At 64.7% G+C, this 18,605-nt stretch carries 19 protein-coding genes and 2 pseudogenes; 8 read left to right on the plus strand and 13 right to left on the minus strand.

All coding sequences use genetic code 11. The features are described 5' to 3' along the window. Positions 1-2: 2 nt before the first annotated feature. The gene (glpK, locus tag A5779_RS32440) at positions 3-1,523 is read right to left on the minus strand and encodes a glycerol kinase GlpK (protein WP_064888177.1); all 1,521 of its coding nucleotides are present in this window, start codon (positions 1,521-1,523) and stop codon (positions 3-5) included. Between the two features lie 9 nt (positions 1,524-1,532). Between glpK and A5779_RS32445 the strand changes: the two genes are divergently transcribed. Then, positions 1,533-2,297 (plus strand): class I SAM-dependent methyltransferase, encoded by a 765-nt coding sequence (locus A5779_RS32445; protein WP_064888244.1) that lies wholly within the window; start codon positions 1,533-1,535, stop codon positions 2,295-2,297. Between the two features lies 1 nt (position 2,298). Here A5779_RS32445 and A5779_RS32450 read toward each other — a convergent pair whose 3' ends face one another. Next, entirely contained in the window at positions 2,299-3,432 is a 1,134-nt protein-coding gene (locus A5779_RS32450; protein ID WP_064888179.1) for an acyltransferase family protein, read from the minus strand. 71 nt (positions 3,433-3,503) lie between these two features. On the opposite strand from A5779_RS32450, the gene A5779_RS32455 reads away from it, so the two are divergent. The 5 genes from A5779_RS32455 to A5779_RS32475 all read left to right on the plus strand — a co-directional run bounded on the left by A5779_RS32455 (position 3,504) and on the right by A5779_RS32475 (position 6,716). Beyond that, the gene (locus A5779_RS32455; RefSeq protein ID WP_064888246.1) at positions 3,504-4,973 is read left to right on the plus strand and encodes a glutamate-cysteine ligase family protein; all 1,470 of its coding nucleotides are present in this window, start codon (positions 3,504-3,506) and stop codon (positions 4,971-4,973) included. Positions 4,974-4,991: 18 nt separating this feature from the next. After that, positions 4,992-5,675 (plus strand): class I SAM-dependent methyltransferase, encoded by a 684-nt coding sequence (locus tag A5779_RS32460; RefSeq protein WP_064888181.1) that lies wholly within the window; start codon positions 4,992-4,994, stop codon positions 5,673-5,675. A 307-nt stretch (positions 5,676-5,982) separates the two neighbouring features. Then, positions 5,983-6,153, plus strand: a complete 171-nt coding sequence (locus tag A5779_RS34215; protein ID WP_165609860.1) for a hypothetical protein — start codon at positions 5,983-5,985, stop codon at positions 6,151-6,153. Continuing rightward, positions 6,141-6,356 (plus strand): hypothetical protein, encoded by a 216-nt coding sequence (locus A5779_RS32470; RefSeq protein ID WP_064888183.1) that lies wholly within the window; start codon positions 6,141-6,143, stop codon positions 6,354-6,356. Before A5779_RS34215 ends, A5779_RS32470 begins: the two co-directional genes overlap by 13 nt. 45 nt (positions 6,357-6,401) lie before the next feature. Next, positions 6,402-6,716, plus strand: coding sequence for a hypothetical protein (locus tag A5779_RS32475; RefSeq protein WP_064888185.1), 315 nt, complete (start codon positions 6,402-6,404; stop codon positions 6,714-6,716). A gap of 362 nt (positions 6,717-7,078) precedes the next feature. On the opposite strand, the pseudogene A5779_RS32480 reads toward A5779_RS32475, so the two are convergent. From A5779_RS32480 to A5779_RS32515, 9 genes and pseudogenes are all read right to left on the minus strand, one after another. After that, a pseudogene (locus A5779_RS32480) lies at positions 7,079-8,229 on the minus strand (IS3 family transposase). A gap of 65 nt (positions 8,230-8,294) precedes the next feature. Then, positions 8,295-8,513, minus strand: a complete 219-nt coding sequence (locus A5779_RS32485; protein ID WP_064888187.1) for a hypothetical protein — start codon at positions 8,511-8,513, stop codon at positions 8,295-8,297. Positions 8,514-8,684: 171 nt separating this feature from the next. Then, on the minus strand, positions 8,685-9,410 hold the full coding sequence (locus A5779_RS32490; protein WP_064888189.1) for a hypothetical protein: 726 nt from the start codon (positions 9,408-9,410) through the stop codon (positions 8,685-8,687). Next, the gene (locus tag A5779_RS33320; RefSeq protein WP_082941954.1) at positions 9,407-9,595 is read right to left on the minus strand and encodes a hypothetical protein; all 189 of its coding nucleotides are present in this window, start codon (positions 9,593-9,595) and stop codon (positions 9,407-9,409) included. Before A5779_RS33320 ends, A5779_RS32490 begins: the two co-directional genes overlap by 4 nt. A gap of 127 nt (positions 9,596-9,722) precedes the next feature. Continuing rightward, the gene (locus A5779_RS32495) at positions 9,723-10,418 is read right to left on the minus strand and encodes a hypothetical protein (protein WP_131811737.1); all 696 of its coding nucleotides are present in this window, start codon (positions 10,416-10,418) and stop codon (positions 9,723-9,725) included. A gap of 152 nt (positions 10,419-10,570) precedes the next feature. After that, positions 10,571-11,452: a hypothetical protein gene (locus tag A5779_RS33925; protein WP_131811738.1), complete on the minus strand. Its 882-nt coding sequence runs from the start codon at positions 11,450-11,452 to the stop codon at positions 10,571-10,573. A gap of 228 nt (positions 11,453-11,680) precedes the next feature. Next, the gene (locus A5779_RS32505; protein ID WP_064888195.1) at positions 11,681-12,055 is read right to left on the minus strand and encodes a DUF4189 domain-containing protein; all 375 of its coding nucleotides are present in this window, start codon (positions 12,053-12,055) and stop codon (positions 11,681-11,683) included. A gap of 29 nt (positions 12,056-12,084) precedes the next feature. Continuing rightward, complete coding sequence (locus tag A5779_RS32510) at positions 12,085-12,822, minus strand: LppX_LprAFG lipoprotein (RefSeq protein WP_064888197.1); 738 nt, start codon at positions 12,820-12,822, stop codon at positions 12,085-12,087. A gap of 138 nt (positions 12,823-12,960) precedes the next feature. Then, positions 12,961-15,636: an ATP-binding cassette domain-containing protein gene (locus A5779_RS32515; protein ID WP_236734961.1), complete on the minus strand. Its 2,676-nt coding sequence runs from the start codon at positions 15,634-15,636 to the stop codon at positions 12,961-12,963. 92 nt (positions 15,637-15,728) lie between these two features. On the opposite strand from A5779_RS32515, the gene A5779_RS34730 reads away from it, so the two are divergent. After that, positions 15,729-15,959: a hypothetical protein gene (locus A5779_RS34730; protein WP_236734963.1), complete on the plus strand. Its 231-nt coding sequence runs from the start codon at positions 15,729-15,731 to the stop codon at positions 15,957-15,959. 109 nt (positions 15,960-16,068) lie between these two features. Here the strand turns inward: A5779_RS34730 and A5779_RS34735 are convergent. Both A5779_RS34735 and A5779_RS32525 read right to left on the minus strand, forming a co-directional pair. Then, positions 16,069-16,281 (minus strand): annotated as a pseudogene (locus A5779_RS34735) (FHA domain-containing protein); the annotation flags it as partial. 250 nt (positions 16,282-16,531) lie between these two features. Next, complete coding sequence (locus A5779_RS32525) at positions 16,532-17,413, minus strand: FHA domain-containing protein (protein WP_165609861.1); 882 nt, start codon at positions 17,411-17,413, stop codon at positions 16,532-16,534. A gap of 341 nt (positions 17,414-17,754) precedes the next feature. Between A5779_RS32525 and A5779_RS32530 the strand changes: the two genes are divergently transcribed. Then, a complete protein-coding gene (locus A5779_RS32530) occupies positions 17,755-18,540 on the plus strand; it encodes a sensor domain-containing protein (protein WP_064888205.1) in 786 nt (261 codons plus the stop codon). The last annotated feature ends 65 nt before the right edge of the window (positions 18,541-18,605 follow it).

Below are 18,605 nucleotides of genomic sequence, written 5' to 3' on the forward strand. Positions count from 1 at the left end.
GGTCAGTCGATCTCGACCCAGTCCAGCGTGCGCGAAACAGCTTTGCGCCAACCGGCGTAACCCCCGTGTCGCTGCTCGTCGTCCCATTGTGAGCTCCAGCGCTGACCTTCCTGCCAGTTGGCCCGCAGGTCGTCGGGGCTCGCCCAGAACCCCACCGCGAGCCCGGCCGCATACGCCGCGCCCAACGCAGTGGTCTCGGCCACCACGGGCTTGACCACGTCGACACCCAGCACATCGGCCTGGATCTGCATGCACAGCGCATTGGCGGTGATACCGCCGTCGACCTTCAGAACCTCAAGGTGCACACCGGAATCCGCTTCCATGGCCTCCACGACGTCGCGGCTCTGGTAGCAGATTGCCTCCAGGGTGGCCCGCGCCAGGTGAGCGTTGGTATTGAAGCGGGACAGTCCGACGATGACGCCCCGGGCGTCCGAGCGCCAATAGGGTGCGAACAGCCCGGAGAACGCCGGCACGAAGTAGACGCCGCCGTTGTCGGTCACCTGCCGGGCCAGTGCCTCGCTCTGTGCCGCACCGCTGATGATGCCCAACTGATCGCGCAGCCATTGCACCGCCGATCCGGTCACGGCGATCGAACCTTCGAGGGCGTAAACAGGTTTCGAGTCACCGAACTGATAGCACACCGTGGTGAGCAGTCCGTTGTCCGAACGCACGATCTTCTCGCCCGTGTTGAGCAACAGGAAATTGCCTGTGCCGTAAGTGTTCTTCGCCTCACCCGGCTCCAGGCACACCTGCCCCACCATGGCGGCCTGCTGATCGCCGAGGATGCCGGTCACCGGAACCTGCCCGGCCAGCGGACCGTTGTCTCGGGTGCTCCCGAAGGAGGCCGGATTGGATGACGGCTTGATCTCGGGCAGCATCTGCCGCGGAATCGAGAAGAACGACAACAACTCGTCGTCCCAGTCCAGGGTTTCCAGGTTCATCAGCATGGTGCGGCTGGCGTTGGTGACGTCGGTGACGTGCTCACCGCCGCGATAGCCACCGGTGAGGTTCCAGGTCACCCAACTGTCCGGTGTACCGAAGATCGCGTCACCGTTCTCGGCGTCGCGCCGGACACCATCGACGTTGTCCAGGATCCACTGGATCTTGCCGCCCGAGAAGTAGGTCGCGGGCGGCAGCCCGGCCTTGCGCCGGATCACATCGCCGCGGCCATCGCGGTCCAACGCGGCGGCGATGCGGTCCGTGCGGGTGTCCTGCCAGACGATGGCGTTGTGGTACGGCCTGCCGGTGTGACGATTCCAGACCAACGTGGTCTCCCGCTGGTTGGTAATGCCCAGCGCAGCAAGGTCCCCGGCTACCAGGTTGGTCTTGTTCAGTGCGGTCATGATCGCCGCGGAGGTGCGTTCCCAGATCTCCACCGGATTGTGTTCCACCCATCCGGCCTTGGGCAGAATCTGCTGGTGTTCCAGCTGATGGCGGCCCACCTCGGCGCCGGCATGATCGAAGATCATGCATCGGGTGCTGGTCGTGCCCTGGTCGATTGCAGCTACGAAGTCCGCGGACATTCGTACATGATGGCCTACATGGCTCCCGACCCCTCAGATATCGACCGGATGCCCAGAGGCGGATTCCGCGCGTCGTGCCTGGATCGGTTACTGGAAACGGACCGGCAGGAGTACCTGGACCGTGACGATGTGGACGAATCGACCAAGAACCAGGTGATCGGCGCCCTGGACTGGACCGGCCGGTTCTTCAGGAATCATCAGCGCTTCGCCGCGATCGCGCTCGACCTGGTCGCCGACGTAGCCGATCCGCGAATCCTGGAACTGGGCGCCGGGCACGGCGGCGTGTCGCGGCAGCTGCTGGCCGACCATCCGTCCGCACAGGTCACCGTCACCGACCTCGATCCGGATTCGGTCGCCCGCATCGCCGCGAGTGACCTCGGCAGCCATCCCCGCGCCGAGGTCCGCCAGATGGACGCCACCGAAATCGATGCCGCCGAGGGCAGTTACGACCTGGTCCTGTTCGCCTTGTCGTTTCACCATCTGCGCCCCGCGCAGGCCGCGCGGGTGTTCGCCGAGGGCACCCGGGTTGCCGAAACACTGCTGATCATCGATCTGCCGCGACCGCCCGCCCCGCTGCACCTGTTGCGCCTGGCGACGATGCTGCCCATGGCCGCAGTGCTGCCGTTCGTGCACGACGGGGTCATCAGCTCGCTGCGTAGCTACAGCCCCTCGGCATTGCGCAGCCTGGCCCGCCACGCCGACCCGTCGATCGAGCTCACGCTGCGCGGCGGGCTGAACCTGCCGCAGATCGTGATCGCCAGACGGACAACGTGATTCAGCGCGGCCGGGTCAACCGATGTAGCAGCCAGGCGAAAGGCACCGTGACCACCAACGTCACGAGGAACAACACGGTCGCCGAACCGGTATACACGTGCCAGCCCAGCACGAACTCCATGACCAGGTCCATGGCGACCACGTGCAGCAGGAAGATCTCGTAGGAGATCTCGCCGAGAGCGACCATCGGTCGGCTGCCCATCACCCGCGCGTACACTCCGTTGTCTCCCAACGCCAACGGAGCCACCACGAGCGTCGCGATGAGCACGTAGAACATCGTCTTCGTCACGTCCTCACCCACGCCGAGGGTGAGCGCGGTGGTGGTACCCGCGATCGGGGTCGAGACCACCAGGTAGCAGGCCAGCGCCAGGGGCAACGTCGCCATCGCGTAGCAGCGCACACCCATCCTCGCCAGTACCGCCAGCATCATCCCTCCGACGAACCAGACCAGATAGTGCGGCAGCCAGGCCCCGCCGCCCACCGGCAGCCAGTCGGTGTTGTGCAGCAGGACCAGCCAGAGCGGGCTGATCGCAGCCAGGCCGGTCAACCCGACGAGCAGCAGCACCGGCCGAAACTTCCTGCGACACAACACCACCAGCAGCAGGTAGGCCAGCAGCGGCAGCACGGCATAGAACGCGACCTCGACCGCCAGGCTCCACATCTGGCTCAGCCCCTGGTGCAGATACTCCGTGAAGTAGTTGTCGCTGTAGATCTGGGTCAGCGTCAGATTGCGTACCAGGCCGGCCCAGGTGTGGCCGGGATTCGGCTGCACGGGCCGCAGCTCGTAGATGCCGTAGACGAGCAGGACGGTGACGACGTAGGCGGGCATGATGCGGCGGAACCGGTTTCGCGCGTAGCGGCGGACGCTCGGCGCAGCGGAGTCGGCGGCGGCCGCCCGTACCCACGGACCGAACAACAGCAACCCCGAGAGCACGAAGAAGATCGCCACCCCGACCTCGAGGCGCGCGCTCATCAATCCCACGTACCCCTGCGAGAGCAGCCCGGTGCCGTACGCAGCGTGGGTTCCCATGACCGTCAGCGCGGCGACCGCGCGCACCCCGGTGAGCGACGCGACACGATCCGCATGCGAGACCTGCTCGAGCCCGCCCTGATCGTCCTCCACCTCTGAGGTCATTGGTCGGCCCGCTCCGTCGTCATTTGGCCATTCTGCTGCGCGCACGGCCATTCGCGTTGTTGCATCGCGGTGTGGGTGAAGAGGTCAGGAACACCGAGTTCAGCCGCGCGCACCGGCAGGAGTACCGGCGCAAGGTACAGCTGTGCCTGGACGTCTTCGAGACCATGCTGGCCCAGTCGAGTTTCGAGTTCGAGCGTCCGCTCACCGGCATGGAGATCGAGTGCAACCTCGTCGACAACGAATATCAGCCCGCGATGACCAACCAGGAGGTGCTCGCCTCCATCGCCGATCCGGCCTACCAGACCGAATTGGGCGCTTACAACATCGAATTCAACGTTCCACCACGTCCGCTGCCCGGCCGGGCCGCGCTTGAACTGGAGAACGAGGTGCGGCTCAGCCTCAATGCCGCGGAGACCAAGGCCAACGAGGACGGCGCGCACATCGTGATGGTGGGCATCCTGCCGACGCTGATGCCCGAACATCTGTCGGGCCCGTGGATGAGCGAGTCCACGCGGTATCAGGCGCTCAACGACTCGATCTTCACCGCCCGCGGCGAGGACATGCCGATCGACATCTCCGGACCGGAACGACTCAGCCTGCAATCGGCTTCGATCGCGCCGGAGTCCGCGTGCACGAGCATGCAGTTGCACCTGCAGGTGTCCCCCGCCGACTTCGCCCGCAACTGGAATGCAGCCCAGGTGCTGGCCGGGCCGCAGCTCGCGGTCGGTGCCAACTCGCCCTATTTCTTCGGCCATCAGCTGTGGGCCGAGACCCGCATCGAGTTGTTCACCCAGTCCACAGACACCCGGCCCGACGAGCTCAAAGCTCAGGGCGTCCGGCCCCGGGTCTGGTTCGGCGAACGGTGGATCACCTCGATCTTCGACCTGTTCGAAGAGAACGTGCGGTACTTCCCGTCCCTGTTACCCGAGCTGTCCGACGAGGACCCGGTGGCCGAACTCGCGGCGGGCCGGGCACCGCAGCTGGCCGAGCTGCGGCTGCACAACGGGACCATCTACCGGTGGAACCGCCCCGTCTACGACGTCGTGGACGGGGTCCCCCATCTGCGCGTCGAGAACCGCGTGCTGCCCGCCGGCCCGAGCGTCGTCGACATGCTGGCCAACGCGGCGTTCTACTACGGCCTGCTGAGGACACTGTCCGAGGAGGACCGGCCGCTGTGGACCAAGATGAGCTTCGCCGCGGCCCACCACAACTTCGTCGAGGGTGCTCAGCACGGGCTCGACGCCCGGTTGTACTGGCCCGGTCTGGGCGAGGTGACGCCCGACGAGTTGGTGCTGCGCAGGCTGCTGCCGATGGCGCACGACGGGCTGCGCCGCTGGGGCGTGGCAGCGGAGGTGTGCGACCGCTATCTGGGGGTCATCGAAGGCCGTGCCAAGACCGGCCGCACCGGGTCGACCTGGCAGGTCGCAACGGTCCAGGCCCTCCAGGCACAGGGGCTGACCAGACCCCAGGCGTTGGCCGAGATGCTACGACGCTATGTGCAGCGGATGCACAGCAACGAGCCCGTCCATACCTGGGATTGAGACGCGTACGTTGGAAGAATGACATCTGGACAGGTCTTGGACTGGGATGGCGCGTACAAGGGGGAAGCAGGTTTCGAGGGTCAGCCGCCGTGGAACATCGGTGAGCCACAACCCGAGCTTGCAGCGCTGCACCGGGCCGGGAAGTTCGAGAGCGACGTGCTCGATGCGGGCTGCGGGCATGCCGAGCTGTCGCTGACTCTGGCGTCCGACGGCTACACCGTCGTGGGGCTGGATCTGAGCCCAACGGCGATCGCCGCGGCCAACAACGCCGCGCAGGTGCGCGGTCTGTCGACGGCCAGTTTCGCCCAGGCCGACATCACCTCGTTCACGGGCTACGACGGCCGGTTCAACACCGTGATCGACTCGACCTTGTTCCACTCCCTGCCGATCGAAGGTCGCGACGGGTACCTGCGCTCCATCCACCGAGCCTCGGCGCCAGGTGCGCACTACTACGTGCTGGTGTTCGCCAAGGGCGCGTTCCCCGCCGAGTTGGAGACCAAGCCCAACGAGGTGTCCGAGGACGAGTTGCGCGCCGCGGTGTCGAAGCACTGGGAGGTCGACGACATCCGGCCGGCCTTCATCCATGCCAACGCCATGGCAGTGCCCGCGGACGTTCCCTTCGAAATGCCGCCACATGACCGTGACGAGAAGGGGCGCATCAAGTTCCCGGCGTTCTTGCTGACTGCGCACAAGGCGGGCTGAATTCGGGCGCAGGCGAGCATGGTCGTGACCAGATAAGATCACTTCAGCTAGTTGTTTGCTGGGGGGTGATTCGTGTTTCCGTTCGACGTTGAACGCTCGGCGTTCTTTGGTGGCTTCGGGGACGCATCTACGCTGCTCACCGGACTTCGCGCTGCAGCATTGGTGCTCCCGCTCGATGTCAATGGCTCGGTGTTCACCTGGGTCTGGGGCGGACTGCCGTGGCTTACCGCATTCACCACGGTCGATCGGTGCGTACGGTTCGCCGAGAAAACAGGCCGGGATACCCGCGGCCATCGAGGTGGTCACCGTGCGTGGCGCCGCGGTGCTCGACGGCCTGGACCGCGCGCCCGAGCCGACGGGCTTGGTGGTGGATCCGGCGAGTTCGGATGTCATGGTCTTCCCGCCGGTCAAGGCGATAACCCCGCACTGCTATATCGATGAGGAAACAGGGAAGGCGGTCCGCACATGGGCGGCGTGAAGGTTCTCGGTGTCGACCCGGCCACTCTCCAGCAGGCCGCCAAGGGCATCAACGGTGTGATCAGCGGGATCTCCGGTGGTGCATTCGGCAGCTATCAGGGGCAACTGGGCCGCGGTTTCGAAGAGCTGGCGATCACGGGCCTGGAGGCCAGCCATCCCGACGCGAAGTCCGGTTTCGACAATTTCACTCACCGTTGGGAGTGAGGGACCAGAGCACTCATCATCGCCGCCAACGACATCGGTGAGGCCTTGGACCTGGGTGCGGGTCGGTACGAACTGCAGGAGAAGTACTACAGCGATGCCGCCAAGGACATGGTCAACGACCTGGCGGGTGACCCTTCGCTGCAGAAGGAATCCGTCAAGGATGAACACGGCAACATCGTCATCCGCGGCACCGACGATATGGGCTGGGGCGAGATGGTCGATTACAACGTGAATCGACTGACCTACCCGGGCTGGTCGGCGGAATCCTTCGAAGCGGGTCAAGCCGCAGATCCAGGAGAACTGGAACTCGATCCAGGACAACGCGGCACAGGCCGGCAAGAATGCGGTGATCCCCGGTGAAATAACGCGCGTCACGGTCGACGGCTTCATGAACGGTGACGAGCAACCAGCCTCTGCGGCTCCGGCTCCTCAACCTGTGCCCGATCCTGCGGTATGACAATACTTTTCGGATAGCGACTCATGGGATTCTGGGACGACGTCGTCGATTGGGGCGCTGACCTCGTCGAGGATGGCAAGCATGCCCCTCAGTGAGTTCGTCGACGGCGGTTCTGAGGCTGTCGCCGATGTTTTCGACGCGGTCGGGGGCGACGGGGTGGCCGACAACGTGAGCGTGTCGAGATTCTTGTGTGCCTGTGACCTCGGCATCGGCCAACAACGCATCCTGATGTGCCCCGAGTTCGGCGGTGTCGCCATACTTGGTTTCAGGCCACGGGTTGGGTGGATTGGTGTAGCAGCTCGAACTCTATCGGAGTACGCATGCCCAGGGCCGAGTGTCGCCGTTGCCTGTTGTGGAAGATCTCTAGGTAGTCGAAAATCGCGTTGGCCAACTCGATGCGAGTCTTCCACCGTTTTCGATTAAGGAGTTCGGTTTGCATTCGGCCCCAGAATGATTCGATCATGGCGTCGTCGTAGCAGTCGCCGATCGAGCCCATCGACGGGGCCAGTCCGGAGCGCTTGGCGCGGTCGGTGAAGGCCCAGGAGGTGAATTGCACGCCGTGGTCGGAGTGGATGATCCCGCCGGCCTGCGGGTCGCGGTTGGCGATGGCCATGCCCAGGGCGTTGGTGACCAGGGCTGCGGTCTGGCTGGAATCGATCGACCATCCGACGACCCGTCGGGAAAAGGTGTCGAGCACGACCGCGCAGTACACCTTGCCTTCGTAGGTGCGATGCTCGGTGATATCAGTGACCCACAACCGATTTGGTACATCCCTAGTGAACATCCGCTCGACCAGATCGGTCACCGTCGGCGTCTCATGACGGGACCGGGGTCGTCGGTTGCCCGGCAGTCCTTTGATCGCCGCGCGAGCCATCAGCACCTCGACCTGGTTGTGACCGACCTGCAGGCCCAGACCGAGTGTCAACTCGGCGTGAACCCGGCGAGCGCCGTAGGTGCCCCGTGATGCAGTGTGAACGGCGCGGATCTGCTCGGTCAGCCAGGCATGCCTGACTGCCCCGCGCCGACGGCGACCGGCATCGCCACTCGTAGTAGCCCGACTCGGCCACCGACAGCAGTCGGCACGCTTTCTGCACGGGCAGTCCTTCTGCGGCCATAGTGGCTATGGCCGCGTACCGCCTTTTGGGTCGTGCGGCTCCCGTAGCAGCTCACGCGCCCTTTTCAAGATCGCCACCTCGGTCTCTAATTCGCGGATGCGCTTGTTGGCTGCCGACAACTCGGCCTGCTCGGCACGGTTGAGACCCGGCAACTGCCCGGTGTCGATCAGCTCCTGCTTGCGCCAGCCGTAGATGGTCTGTCGCTGACGCCCAGATCGGCAGCGATCTGCGCGATGGGGCGGCCAGCAGCCACCAGGTCGAGCACCTTGCGGCGGAATTCCTCGGGGTAACGCTTGGGCACGGACACGGCTCCTTCAGCACGTCGTGACCAATCAAGCAAACCGACTCCGCGCAACCCGGGGCACATCATCGCCCCCAGATCTGACCAATGTGACCCAACTCAAGTGGGAAGAACTTGTGCTGCATGATCCATGGCCTGCCATAGACGTTGATCTCGATGTCGATGCCCTGGTCGCCGCCCTTGCCATTGACCGCGCGGACATCAGCCCCGAACCGGTCGCGCACAAGGAGCTCGATGACCCGATCAAATTCGGGCTGCTCCAGCCGTTCCCATTCGATGATCATAAGCAACTCAGAGTACGGGGCAGGGGTGCAGCAACTCGCTGATCCGCCCAGCATCGCCCGGCCCGCAGGGTTGCGCGCACTGCCCTTACTGGGCGCGCAGTCCCCTCACCGCCACCGCCGGCCAGTGCGCGCCGGCACAGGACGGGTCACGTGAGCTGCCATGCGCACGGCTCACGGGGTGGCGACGTCGCTGGTCTGCGGCGGTGGTCGAAACACTGGCCGAGTCGGCTCATTGTGGTCGTTGTGGTCGACCACGACCTCCATCAATGCGCTGAACAATGCATAGCGGGCCCGCGTGGACTCGGCGCTGCGGGCCTGGCGAAACTCAGCGACCCGAGTGAACAGTTCCCGCGCATCGAGCCGCCGGCCCGAATACCTGGTGAGCTGGTGGAAGAACACGACCTCGACCCGGGTATTGCCCCGGGGAAAAATGGGCAGCGAACTCAAGGCACACCAATACGCAGCGAGCCGCGACGTGAAACGCTGGTCCGTCAAACCCAGCAAACAACCTTCGGCCTGAAGGTACCCAAAAACGTACTCGGCGCTGTCACGCACGCTCCGCCCCACCAGACGGCGGTAGTCAATGCTCGGCGAACTCAAGTCCTCACCCAGGACTTTGACGACGTCGCGTTCCGGAGCCGTCAGTGCCCCATCTGCCGCCGGTGGCGTCCCTGCCCAGTCGAAAGTATCGCCCAGCAGTCGGTTGTGCAGGCCGCAGTAGTGCCCGAAATCAAAATTCCCGGACAGTGGTTCGTTGGCAATCTCTGCGATCCGCAGAGCAGACATCTGCGCTTCTACTGCTTCCACAGTGCGCTGATCGGTGAGGGTGAATTTGTTGCGCAGCGTCTTCAGCTTGGCTGGGTCGCGGTGATCCTGCCAGCCATCATCGGTAATCACCGCGCCCCAGGGGCGGTGTAATGCGACAAGATCTGCTCGACAGCCTTCCCGATTGGCAGCTCGCCCCGGCCGACTTCAACGATCAGCTGCCTGGTGAGCGGATGCAGCTCATTGCCGGCCAGCGCAAGTGCCGCTTCTGCCAAAGCCACAGCCTCCTGGACAGGCGACGGCGCGGAAGAATTCACGCGTTGAATATAGTTGAGGCTCTCTGCCGCAGCCGAACTCCCGTTCAGCTACAGAGCTTGGTAGCCGCAGAAATAGCAAGTGGCGGGCAGATGGTGATCGCAGAGATCAGGCACAATTCGTGGTCGATCATGGGTCCAATGCGCGGAGGCGGTCCAGCGCGCGTCCGTCGGTGAGCTCAGTTCGCTGCTCGGGGTGGCGCCAGTAGAACCGCACCAACTCGATGAGAGCGGTTCCCTTCGGCGTGTAGCTGCCGGGCGAATCCATCACCAGCCGAGAACCGTCCTTCATGGTGATCACCACGGGAGTCCAGAACCGCCCCTCGGTCGGGAGCTCGTCGGTCACCGACGCAATATCGTCCCACCTTCCTGAGTTCAAAGAACCGAGATTGGGGAACTCGAACTCCTCCAGAGTGAGTAGCAGATAGCTAGTCCCGCCTTGGCGCTTGAAGACAAACGAAAACCATCCCGCAACGAGGCCAGCGGCGCCCAACGCGATCGGAAAGACATCGCCCATTCCCTCGGGCAATGGCATGTAGAGCCAGCCGGTCAGCCACGCAATGAACATCGACACTCCCGACACCGCGAGGGCGAGGTTCGTTCTCCGCTGCATCGACTCTAACCGACTGTCCGGCCGCAATAACATCCCAGATTCATCGAACGCAGCTTGGACCACAGCATTTTTCGATGCCGCCAACTGGATGGCAACCAACAGGCAGGTGGTGATCAGCCCAACCGCGATCACCGCGGTAATGAAAGCCAAGTGCTTGATCGCGTTAAACGCCCAGATTCCACATATCAACGCAAGAATCAGGTTGAGCGTCATGCCAAACCGTCTGCTGAAATTCTCCATCTCTCCCTTTGCTGTTCTTCGCCGCGATCCGCTGCCGAATCATGGTTTTCCGGCCCAGCGGTGGTAGCGGCCTCGGGCTTTGGGTTCGCCTTTGGTGACGCCCCGGCGGAACAGGCTGAATGGAGTCACGGCGTTTCTGTCGTCGTTGGTTTGCACCCGATATTCGACGAGGGCGGGGTCTCCGGGCTCCCTCGTGTAGTCGACGTAGGCCCAGCGGGAGGGTCGGCTGCGGCGCAGCATTTCGCCGAGGTACCAGCAGGCGCCTGCGAGTAGGTCGGTGTTGGCGGGGTCGTTGATGGCTTCGACGGTGGGGGTGTGGTGGTGGATGAGGTCGGTGAGGCGGTCGATGGATTCGGGGGTGAAGTCCCAGTTTCCGGGGTAGCGGGTGGCCCATTGTGGGAAGTCGCGTTGGCGGGCGGCCAGCCAGTCGTCGAGGACGGGTGAGGGTTCTGGGCTGGGTAGTAGGTCGATGCCGACGACGCCGGGCGGGGGTGGGGCGGTGACCTTTTCGCTCCAGGCGGTGAAGGTCTGGACCCCAGTGGTCCTGCGTTGGTGGGCCGGTCGATGACGGTGGCGAAGAGAAGGTGCAGAGGTGAGACGGGTTGGAGTTCGAGTCCGTCGGCGGGTACGGCGATGGGGATGCCGGCGGGGTTGTCGTCCCAGCCCCAGTAGGTAGTGGTGATGCGGTCGCGTAGTGCGGTGTCGGTGAGGGTGGGTTGTGCGTGTCCGGCGAAGCCGGGTTGGTTGTCCCAGTCCCAGTGTCCGGTGGTGAGGTGGGTCAGGGTGAGTCCGACATAGGCGATCAGTGCGCGGACGACAGGGCGGTCGTCGTCGGTGAAGAGGTCGTCGGGTTCGTGGAACAGGGTGGTGATGACGTGTTCGAGTGCGCGCAGTGATTGGGCCGAGTAGTCCAGGGCGACTCCGTAGGGTTCGGCCAGCCCGGCCAGTCCTGCCACCGCGGGCGAGATCCCGTCGTCCCACTCATCAGCCAACTTCTGACGATCCACCTGACCACCTTCTACAGCAATTCTTACAGCGGCCGCACAAACTCAGCCGGGTCAAGACTCTCCGGGCCGGTTGAATGGGCTCACGAGATTGGCTATCCCCGGCTGACCCGGGATAAGCGACACCTCCCTGATTCGTCCCGAATCAGGGAGGTGTCGTGGTGATGGGTGGTGACCGCCCCGGCGTCGCATCCGCCGCCGCCGTCACACCGACCTGCAGTCAGCCAGGAACTAGTTGCAAGCCCAAATATCGATGTAGCCTCCACCGCCCGGAATAGCGTTGAGAGCCGCACGGGTCGCCGCACCCAAGGTGGGGCCGTGGGCCGTCTGGACGTGGGTGTCGTTTCGGACAGCCACACCGCAGTCGGTGAAGGTGTTCATCGGTTCACAACTGGTGTAACCGCAGTACTGAACGGCTGCCGCCGACGCTTCCTTGGCCGAGGGATAGTGCCACACCGCCGCGCCGGCGCCATTCTCCGAGTACGCGATCGCCCCGTACGAGAGCGCGGCATGTGCACCGGTCGGGGCGACCAACTGAGTGGCGCCGACCGTCACAGCGCCTATGCCGGCAACCGCCGCCCGACGCGCAAAACTTTTGATTTCCATGCTGTTTCGGTGTCCTTTCAGTCTGTCGCTCAGTTGGGCGGGGTGATCGCGGGCTTTTCGGCGGTAACGGTCTTGCCGAAGTCCGACAGGGTCATCGTGACCTTGGCGTCGGCGGGATCGGTGACGTTGATCTGAGCCTGAACAAGATTGTGGGGCTCGCTCTCGGCGATCCACACCGTCACCGGCCAATCCTGTGCGTTCTCAGGAGCTTTACGTGAGCCCGCGAGCTCTGCGACATCGTTGGTCGAGGCCTTGGCCGTGATCTTGGTGGTCTGGACTCCATTGATGGTTTCCGACCCAGCGGACTTGGGATCCTTGAGGTGCGCCAAGGCATTTGCCAGACCCTGGCTCGGATCGAAGATCACCGACAGGTTGTAGATCGAGCTGCCGGCGCCGTAGTCGAAGAACTGGCCTGGCTCAGCGATGTCGGAGTACAGATGGTCATCGACGTAGATGAGCTTGGCGGTCTGGGTGTCCTGGCCCATTTGCACCGTGGCCTCACCGGTGGCTACCACCGCAGGCTTGGACGCGACGTCAGCCTCGAGCTTGGTGACCTTGAGGTTGGGCACGTTGCCGTCGGCGGTCATCGTCACGTGGGCGCTGGTGACGTTCTTCATCGCTTCCGCAGACTTGGCGACCAGACTGCTCGCGACGTCATCCGATCCCGAGGAGCTGGCCTCGGGACCCGACTTCTCGGTGCCACAGGCTGTCAGGGCGAGTGCGGCCGCCGCCGCGGCGGCGATCGCGATTTTGAACCGTACCTTCATGGGTCTCTCTTTCTGTCAGTGAAAAGTGCTCTACCGATACGAAATGCCCCCGGCAAAAACCCTCGCGGGTCACTCTAAGCGTGTTTCAGGGAGCGTCATTGCAGCAATTTCAGACGATTTCCTCCCCGACCTTCGCGCTCACTTGATCTTCTCGGCAATCTTGCTGACGAGTTCATCGGCATGGTTAGTCTCCGAGGGGCCACACACCTGCACGTCGATAGCGACGTTGGAGGACACCTCCAGCACGTGCTGGCAGCTTCGGCCAGGCATGGTCAAGATGGCGGTGGGCCGGCCGTTGGTCAGCGACACCTTGCCCACGTTGATCGTTGTCGCCGGCTGTCCTGGCGGGGTCAGCGTGACCGTGGTGTTCGCACATGGCTGCCAGAAGTTGATGTGGTCTGACTGTGCTAGCGCTGCCTTTTCGGCGTCCGGATACAGCAACAAATACTGGGTGACAGTCGTATTCGGATCGCTGGATACCAGTTCACTGCCCGCTACGGAACTAGGTGCACTTGCACCCCATGCCTGGGTGTTCGCCGGGCTCACCACACCGGTGCAGTTGGGTGGCGCGGCGGTCGCTGCACTCAGTTCAGTCAGCGGCACCGGCCCGTTGGGCGTCAGCGAACTGGCGCCGACGATCGTGGCGGCGCCGCTCGCGTCGACGAGCAGACCCGCCAGATCTCCTGAGGCGACCGGCTTTTTCGGCGGTGCATTGCCCTGAGTGGGGACACTGGGCATGCCGGTGGGGGCCGGGCGGTCCGACGTGCCGTCACGGGTGAGGTACGACATCCCGGCAAGGAACGCTGCGGCCAAGATGAGCGATACGACAGCGCTCGCGACCCGGCCGCCGGCGCCGCGGTCGGCCGCCGGTAAGCGCAGCCGACGTAAGACGACCACAATCGCCACAAGCCCCATGAGCACCAGGACACCGACATCCAGCAGCCACCACGACAATTGGTGGCGCCACAGCGGATCGTTGATGTAGTTGGCGGCGTCGGCCTCCATGAGGTCGATGCTCGACGCGCTGGCGGCGAATCCCCACCGGACTGGAAGTAGGTAGGAGATTTGGTTGAGGCCCAGGCGCCCGGTGACCGGAATCAGCCCACCGGAGAAGACGATCGCGCTCATCAGGATGACGACGAGCATCGGCATGATCCAGTCGCTGGTTCGAGCCAACGACGACAGCCACAACCCGACGAGCGCAGAAACGATGGCGGTCAAAGCCAACCCGATGTAGAGGTCCCACACGGGGTTGCCCAACACCAGCGACCCCTGGTTGGGCGCGCCTTTCACCAACACCACGATTGCGGTGAGCACCGCGATCTGAGCAGCGGCGGCCACGCTGTAGACCGCGATCTTGGCCGTCAGATAGGCGCCAGCAGACAAGCCCACCGATTGTTCGCGGCGGAAAATGCTGCGCTCGCCGACCAGATCACGGATGGTCAGAGCCGTGCCCATGAACACGGTGCCGATCACCATCAGACTCAACAGCTGATTGGGCTCGTCCGGCGCGCCGCCGTCCAGGCTGGCCTTGCCCAACCCGACAGATCCCTGCACTACCAGGGTCAGAGCGCCAAGAACAAACGGCAGCACCAGCAGGAACGCGGTGTAGCCGCGGTCGGCGAAGATCAGCCGAATCTGCCGAGCAGCGAGTGTGGCGACCTGGCGGGAGGTGCTGGTACGCGCCGGATCCCCCAGCGGGCCTGGCGGACTGGCAGGCGCGGCCGCAGGCGCGGCAGCCGCGGGATTCTTCTGGAGAAACACCGCGTGCGCGGCATCAGGATTCGCAGCGACCCACGCGAAAATGTCAGCCCAATCGCTGGTGCCGATCGCGGTAGCCACTTGAGCAGGTGGGCCGGCATAGGCGGTCTTGCCTCCCGGCGCCAGCAGCAGTACCTGGTCGCACATGCTCATATACGTCAGTGAGTGGGTGACCACGATGACTGTGCGGCCGGCATCGGCCAGCCGGCGCAGCATCGCCATGACTTCGCGATCCAGCGCTGGATCCAATCCAGAGGTCGGCTCGTCGAGGATGAGCAGGGATGGGCCGGTCAGCAGCTCCATGGCCACCGACGCGCGTTTGCGTTGCCCGCCCGACAGCTTGTCTACCCGTGTGTCACGGTGGTTGGTCAGCTGCAACTCGTCGATCACTCGATCCACCACCGCGCGACGGTCGGCCTTGCTTGTATCGGCGGGAAGGCGCAGTCGCGCAGCGTAATTGAGCGCTTGGCTGACCGTGAGTTGGCGGTGGACCACATCGTCTTGAGGCACAACGCCGATGCGTGAACGCAGCGACGCATATTCTGCGTGCACGTCGTGGCCGTCGAATCGCACCTGCCCCGAAGTGGGCTGCGTCACGCCGCCGACCATTTTGATCAGGGTGGACTTTCCGGCGCCGGACGGCCCGATCACCGCCGTCAGGGTTCCGGGTCGCGCGGTGAACGATACCGAGGACAGGAGTTGGCGACCGTCGATAGTCAGTCCCAGCTGGTGTGCCTCGATCCCGCCGGTAGAGGGAGTGCGGGGCTGCGCGCGTAGCGTGGTCCCGTCAAAGGTGAGATCGGTGTTACCGATCGTGACGACATCGCCTGGGCGCAGGGTCGCGGCCGGCATCCGCACGCCGTTGACGAAAATTCCGTTGTTGCTGGCGTTGTCGTGGATCTGGGTGCCCGATGGTGAGACCAACAGGTAGGCGTGCACCCGCGAGGCCAGCGGATCGTCTACCTGGATCGCCGAGGTTGAGTGACGGCCGATGGTGATGGCGCCGTCCGGCAGGACCGGCGCTGCGCGTTGCGGCAGAACCTTTTTCACCACGCCCGTCATCCGCGCCAACACGTCGTCGTCGCCGGACTGGGCTGGGACCGGCCGGTCGCGGACAGGAAGTGGCGGGGGCGAGGCAGGACGCGATGGGGCTGGCGTCCCAGGCGGCGGCATGGACGGCGGCGGTGTCTGGCGGGCCGGCGGCTGTTGGGCAGGCGGCAGAGGCCGCCCGGGTGCCCTGGTCTGCGGAGGCGGCTGTTGGCCGGCTGGACCTGGCCGTGGTGCTGGCGGCCGAGGCGCCGGCGGCTGGGGTGCAGGACGGCCATACCCGGCGGGGGGACGCGGTGGCGGCACCTGCGAGGGCGTGCCAGTGGTAGGCGGCGGCACCGAAGGCGGCGCCGGCGGCATGAAGTTTCTGGCGACAGGAACGGCCTGGGTGGTGATCCGGAATGTCAGGCGCGGGCCGGTCGGCGCACCCAGTGTGATCGCCACATCATCATCAATGGGAACGCTGCTCTGACGCGCCCCTCCGACGTAGATCCCGTTGCGGCTCTTATCCTCGGCGACCCAGCGACCGTCGCGCGCTGCGACGATCATGTGCTGGCGCGAGATAGCCTGCTTCGCATCGAGATCGATCCGAACGTCTGCGTGGACACCACGGCCGACGACAACAGTCTGTCCAGGCCGGAATGTGAACATCTTTTCGCCGAGCCAAACAACCAGTGGCGGAGCCGCCCCTGCGGTCACTATTCACTCCTTCTCGGTAGCCGTCCCTGCATGCTCACGCACCCCACTCACAGCTACCTGGCAGCGAGGTTCATTCGCCAGAACTGTAGCGGTGCTACCGCTACTTGGTGTGGCAGCTGCCGGAAATGCTGCGGTTAGTCCGTCGACCCGCGCGTGTTTGCGCACGTCACCGACGCAGCAAGATGATGTCGATCGCCCGCCGCTACGGTTCATGTCGACCTGATCGTAGCGGCGCTCCAGTTGCCAGGGGCGCAGCAATTTGGTGGCCATCGACCTGCGGTTGCGCATCACGGGGCGTGAGGTGGCGGCGGTAGATGTCTGCGATGTCGGCCAAGATCTGAGCGTAGTCGGAGCCGGCTGCTGCTGGATCTCCGGACACGCTGGCCTTCAGGTCATTGAGCTGCTGCAGTAGCGATGACACTCGCTGTCTGTCGCCAATGCAGGCGGGCAGCTGGGGCAGCGCCGCGGCGATCGACTCCAGCTTGAGTGCGGCTGACTCGATCAGAAGGTCATGCCGCAGCGTCTGGCTTAGGACATCGGTGATCTCCTCTGGGGGTTCGCCCGCGGCGATGGCTGCCAGTGACCCCGCCGGCCACGACAACACGCCCGCGATCGCGTCGCAGGCCGCGGTACCCGGCCAACAGCGCCCAGCGAAAACCGTGTCAGCAGTTGTCCTGTTGATACCGGCTTGCGCCCGCAGCGCTCGTTTCGATACGCCCAAGTCTGCACAGCGGCGTGAGACCGCCCGGCCAATCCTGCGCATCCTGTCGCGGTCATCAACGGCGTAGCGGAAATCAACGGCCAACCCCTCGGGCGCACCGAACCGGACTGTCATCCCGTCGACCAGGCACCCTTCGTACACCCGATGACCGTCGATATAGATGCCATTTCGGCTTTCGTAGTCGAAGATCTGCCACCGAGGCCCGGGCGTGAGGCGTACATGGACCCGTGACACAGCAGGGTGATCGAGCTGGAGACCAACCCCGGCTGCGTCACGGCCGACAATCACATCACCGTCGGCGGCGCAAAACAGCATCCGCTGCCCGCCAACCGTCACGATCAGATCAGGCGCCGGTGCGGTCAACGACGATGCCGTACCCATATCCCCCCTCGGTCTCGCGCCGACACCACCCCACGTAGAGCGCAAACTGTAGCGCCGCTGCGTTTCGCGATGGGCCGCACTAGCAGCGTAGCGGATCGACGACCTGCTCGGATCGCAGCTACTGCTCGCCGGGCCGTTGGGCCAGATCGGATGCCGACGCAGACCATCTGCCCTGGATACGGTGCTTTAGCGGATGGCGCGGAGTGGGCAGGGCCGCGGGCGAGCGGTTCGAACGTCGCGGCGCTACGGTTTGGGCTTGCGCTACAGTTTGGGCTACGGTTATAGTCATCGCACCGCTACGGTTTCAGAGGAAAGGTTTCGCCATGAAGGTCACCGCCACCACCCCCCGCACCCTCGGGCGTCGCCTCGCGCTGCGCCCCGCCGCTGGCCGCAATGCGGCCCCCGTGACACGCCTGGCCACCGCCAGCGTTCTGGCAGCACTCGCCGTGGCAGGCAGCGCAGGAACCGCTGCGGCAGTGCCGACTACCCCGATGCCCCAGTTCTCCTGGTCGGGCACCGCGAGTGACCAGCTCATGGGGGGACTGGACGGGCTACTACTCAGTGCCCGCGAGGTCTCGGGCATCGCCGGCTCGGACAGCACCCTCAAAGAGAGCAAGGTCGCGCAGACACTCGGCAACACCTACTCGGTGACCCCTGCCCGTTGCCTTTCGGCCTATGCGCCCGGTCAAACTGCCGCCTACCTGGATTCAGCCCCAGGAAAGGTCGCATTCAAAGCTGTGGGAACCCCCCGCGACAGCGACAGCGGCGACCGACTCACGGTGCACGAGGGCGTCGTCCAGTTCGCCAGTAAGAAGGACGCACTGGCGTTCATGACCAGCACTGCTTCGGCGTGGAAGGCCTGCGCAGGCGAGACGGTCACCGAAGCCGAGGGGGGCAGCTGGGAGATGGACAGCCCGCGTGTCAATGACGAGCGCACCGTCGTGACCCTCGGGCAGCGCGCCTCGACCGGTTCGTCGACCTGCGAACGCGGAATTGCCGCCTACGACAGCCTGCTGATCGACACAATGTACTGCTCACCGGATCATTCGGCGACCGGCAAGGCTGCCGCCGTCGTGGAGGCGATCGCACAAAAAGCCGCCGCCCGCTAACTACGCACTTTTACCCCCGGCGTGCCCTCGCGGTCGACCCCAAGTCCCGCGAGGGCACCCAAACC

The sequence above is a fragment of the Mycolicibacterium peregrinum genome, from assembly GCF_001665625.1.
Taxonomy (GTDB): domain Bacteria; phylum Actinomycetota; class Actinomycetes; order Mycobacteriales; family Mycobacteriaceae; genus Mycobacterium; species Mycobacterium peregrinum_B.

Excerpts from the sequence above, each read along its gene's own strand:
- A5779_RS32485 (WP_064888187.1), bottom strand. The coding sequence starts at position 8,513 with ATGATCATCGAATGGGAACGGCTGGAGCAGCCCGAATTTGATCGGGTC.
- A5779_RS32505 (WP_064888195.1), bottom strand. The coding sequence starts at position 12,055 with ATGGAAATCAAAAGTTTTGCGCGTCGGGCGGCGGTTGCCGGCATAGGC.
- A5779_RS34730 (WP_236734963.1), top strand. The coding sequence starts at position 15,729 with ATGGGGCTGGCGTCCCAGGCGGCGGCATGGACGGCGGCGGTGTCTGGC.
- A5779_RS32510 (WP_064888197.1), bottom strand. The coding sequence starts at position 12,822 with ATGAAGGTACGGTTCAAAATCGCGATCGCCGCCGCGGCGGCGGCCGCA.
- A5779_RS32445 (WP_064888244.1), top strand. The coding sequence starts at position 1,533 with ATGGCCTACATGGCTCCCGACCCCTCAGATATCGACCGGATGCCCAGA.
- A5779_RS32450 (WP_064888179.1), bottom strand. The coding sequence starts at position 3,432 with ATGACCTCAGAGGTGGAGGACGATCAGGGCGGGCTCGAGCAGGTCTCG.
- A5779_RS32530 (WP_064888205.1), top strand. The coding sequence starts at position 17,755 with ATGAAGGTCACCGCCACCACCCCCCGCACCCTCGGGCGTCGCCTCGCG.
- A5779_RS32495 (WP_131811737.1), bottom strand. The coding sequence starts at position 10,418 with ATGACGCTCAACCTGATTCTTGCGTTGATATGTGGAATCTGGGCGTTT.
- A5779_RS32470 (WP_064888183.1), top strand. The coding sequence starts at position 6,141 with ATGGGCGGCGTGAAGGTTCTCGGTGTCGACCCGGCCACTCTCCAGCAG.
- glpK (WP_064888177.1), bottom strand. The coding sequence starts at position 1,523 with ATGTCCGCGGACTTCGTAGCTGCAATCGACCAGGGCACGACCAGCACC.
- A5779_RS32460 (WP_064888181.1), top strand. The coding sequence starts at position 4,992 with ATGACATCTGGACAGGTCTTGGACTGGGATGGCGCGTACAAGGGGGAA.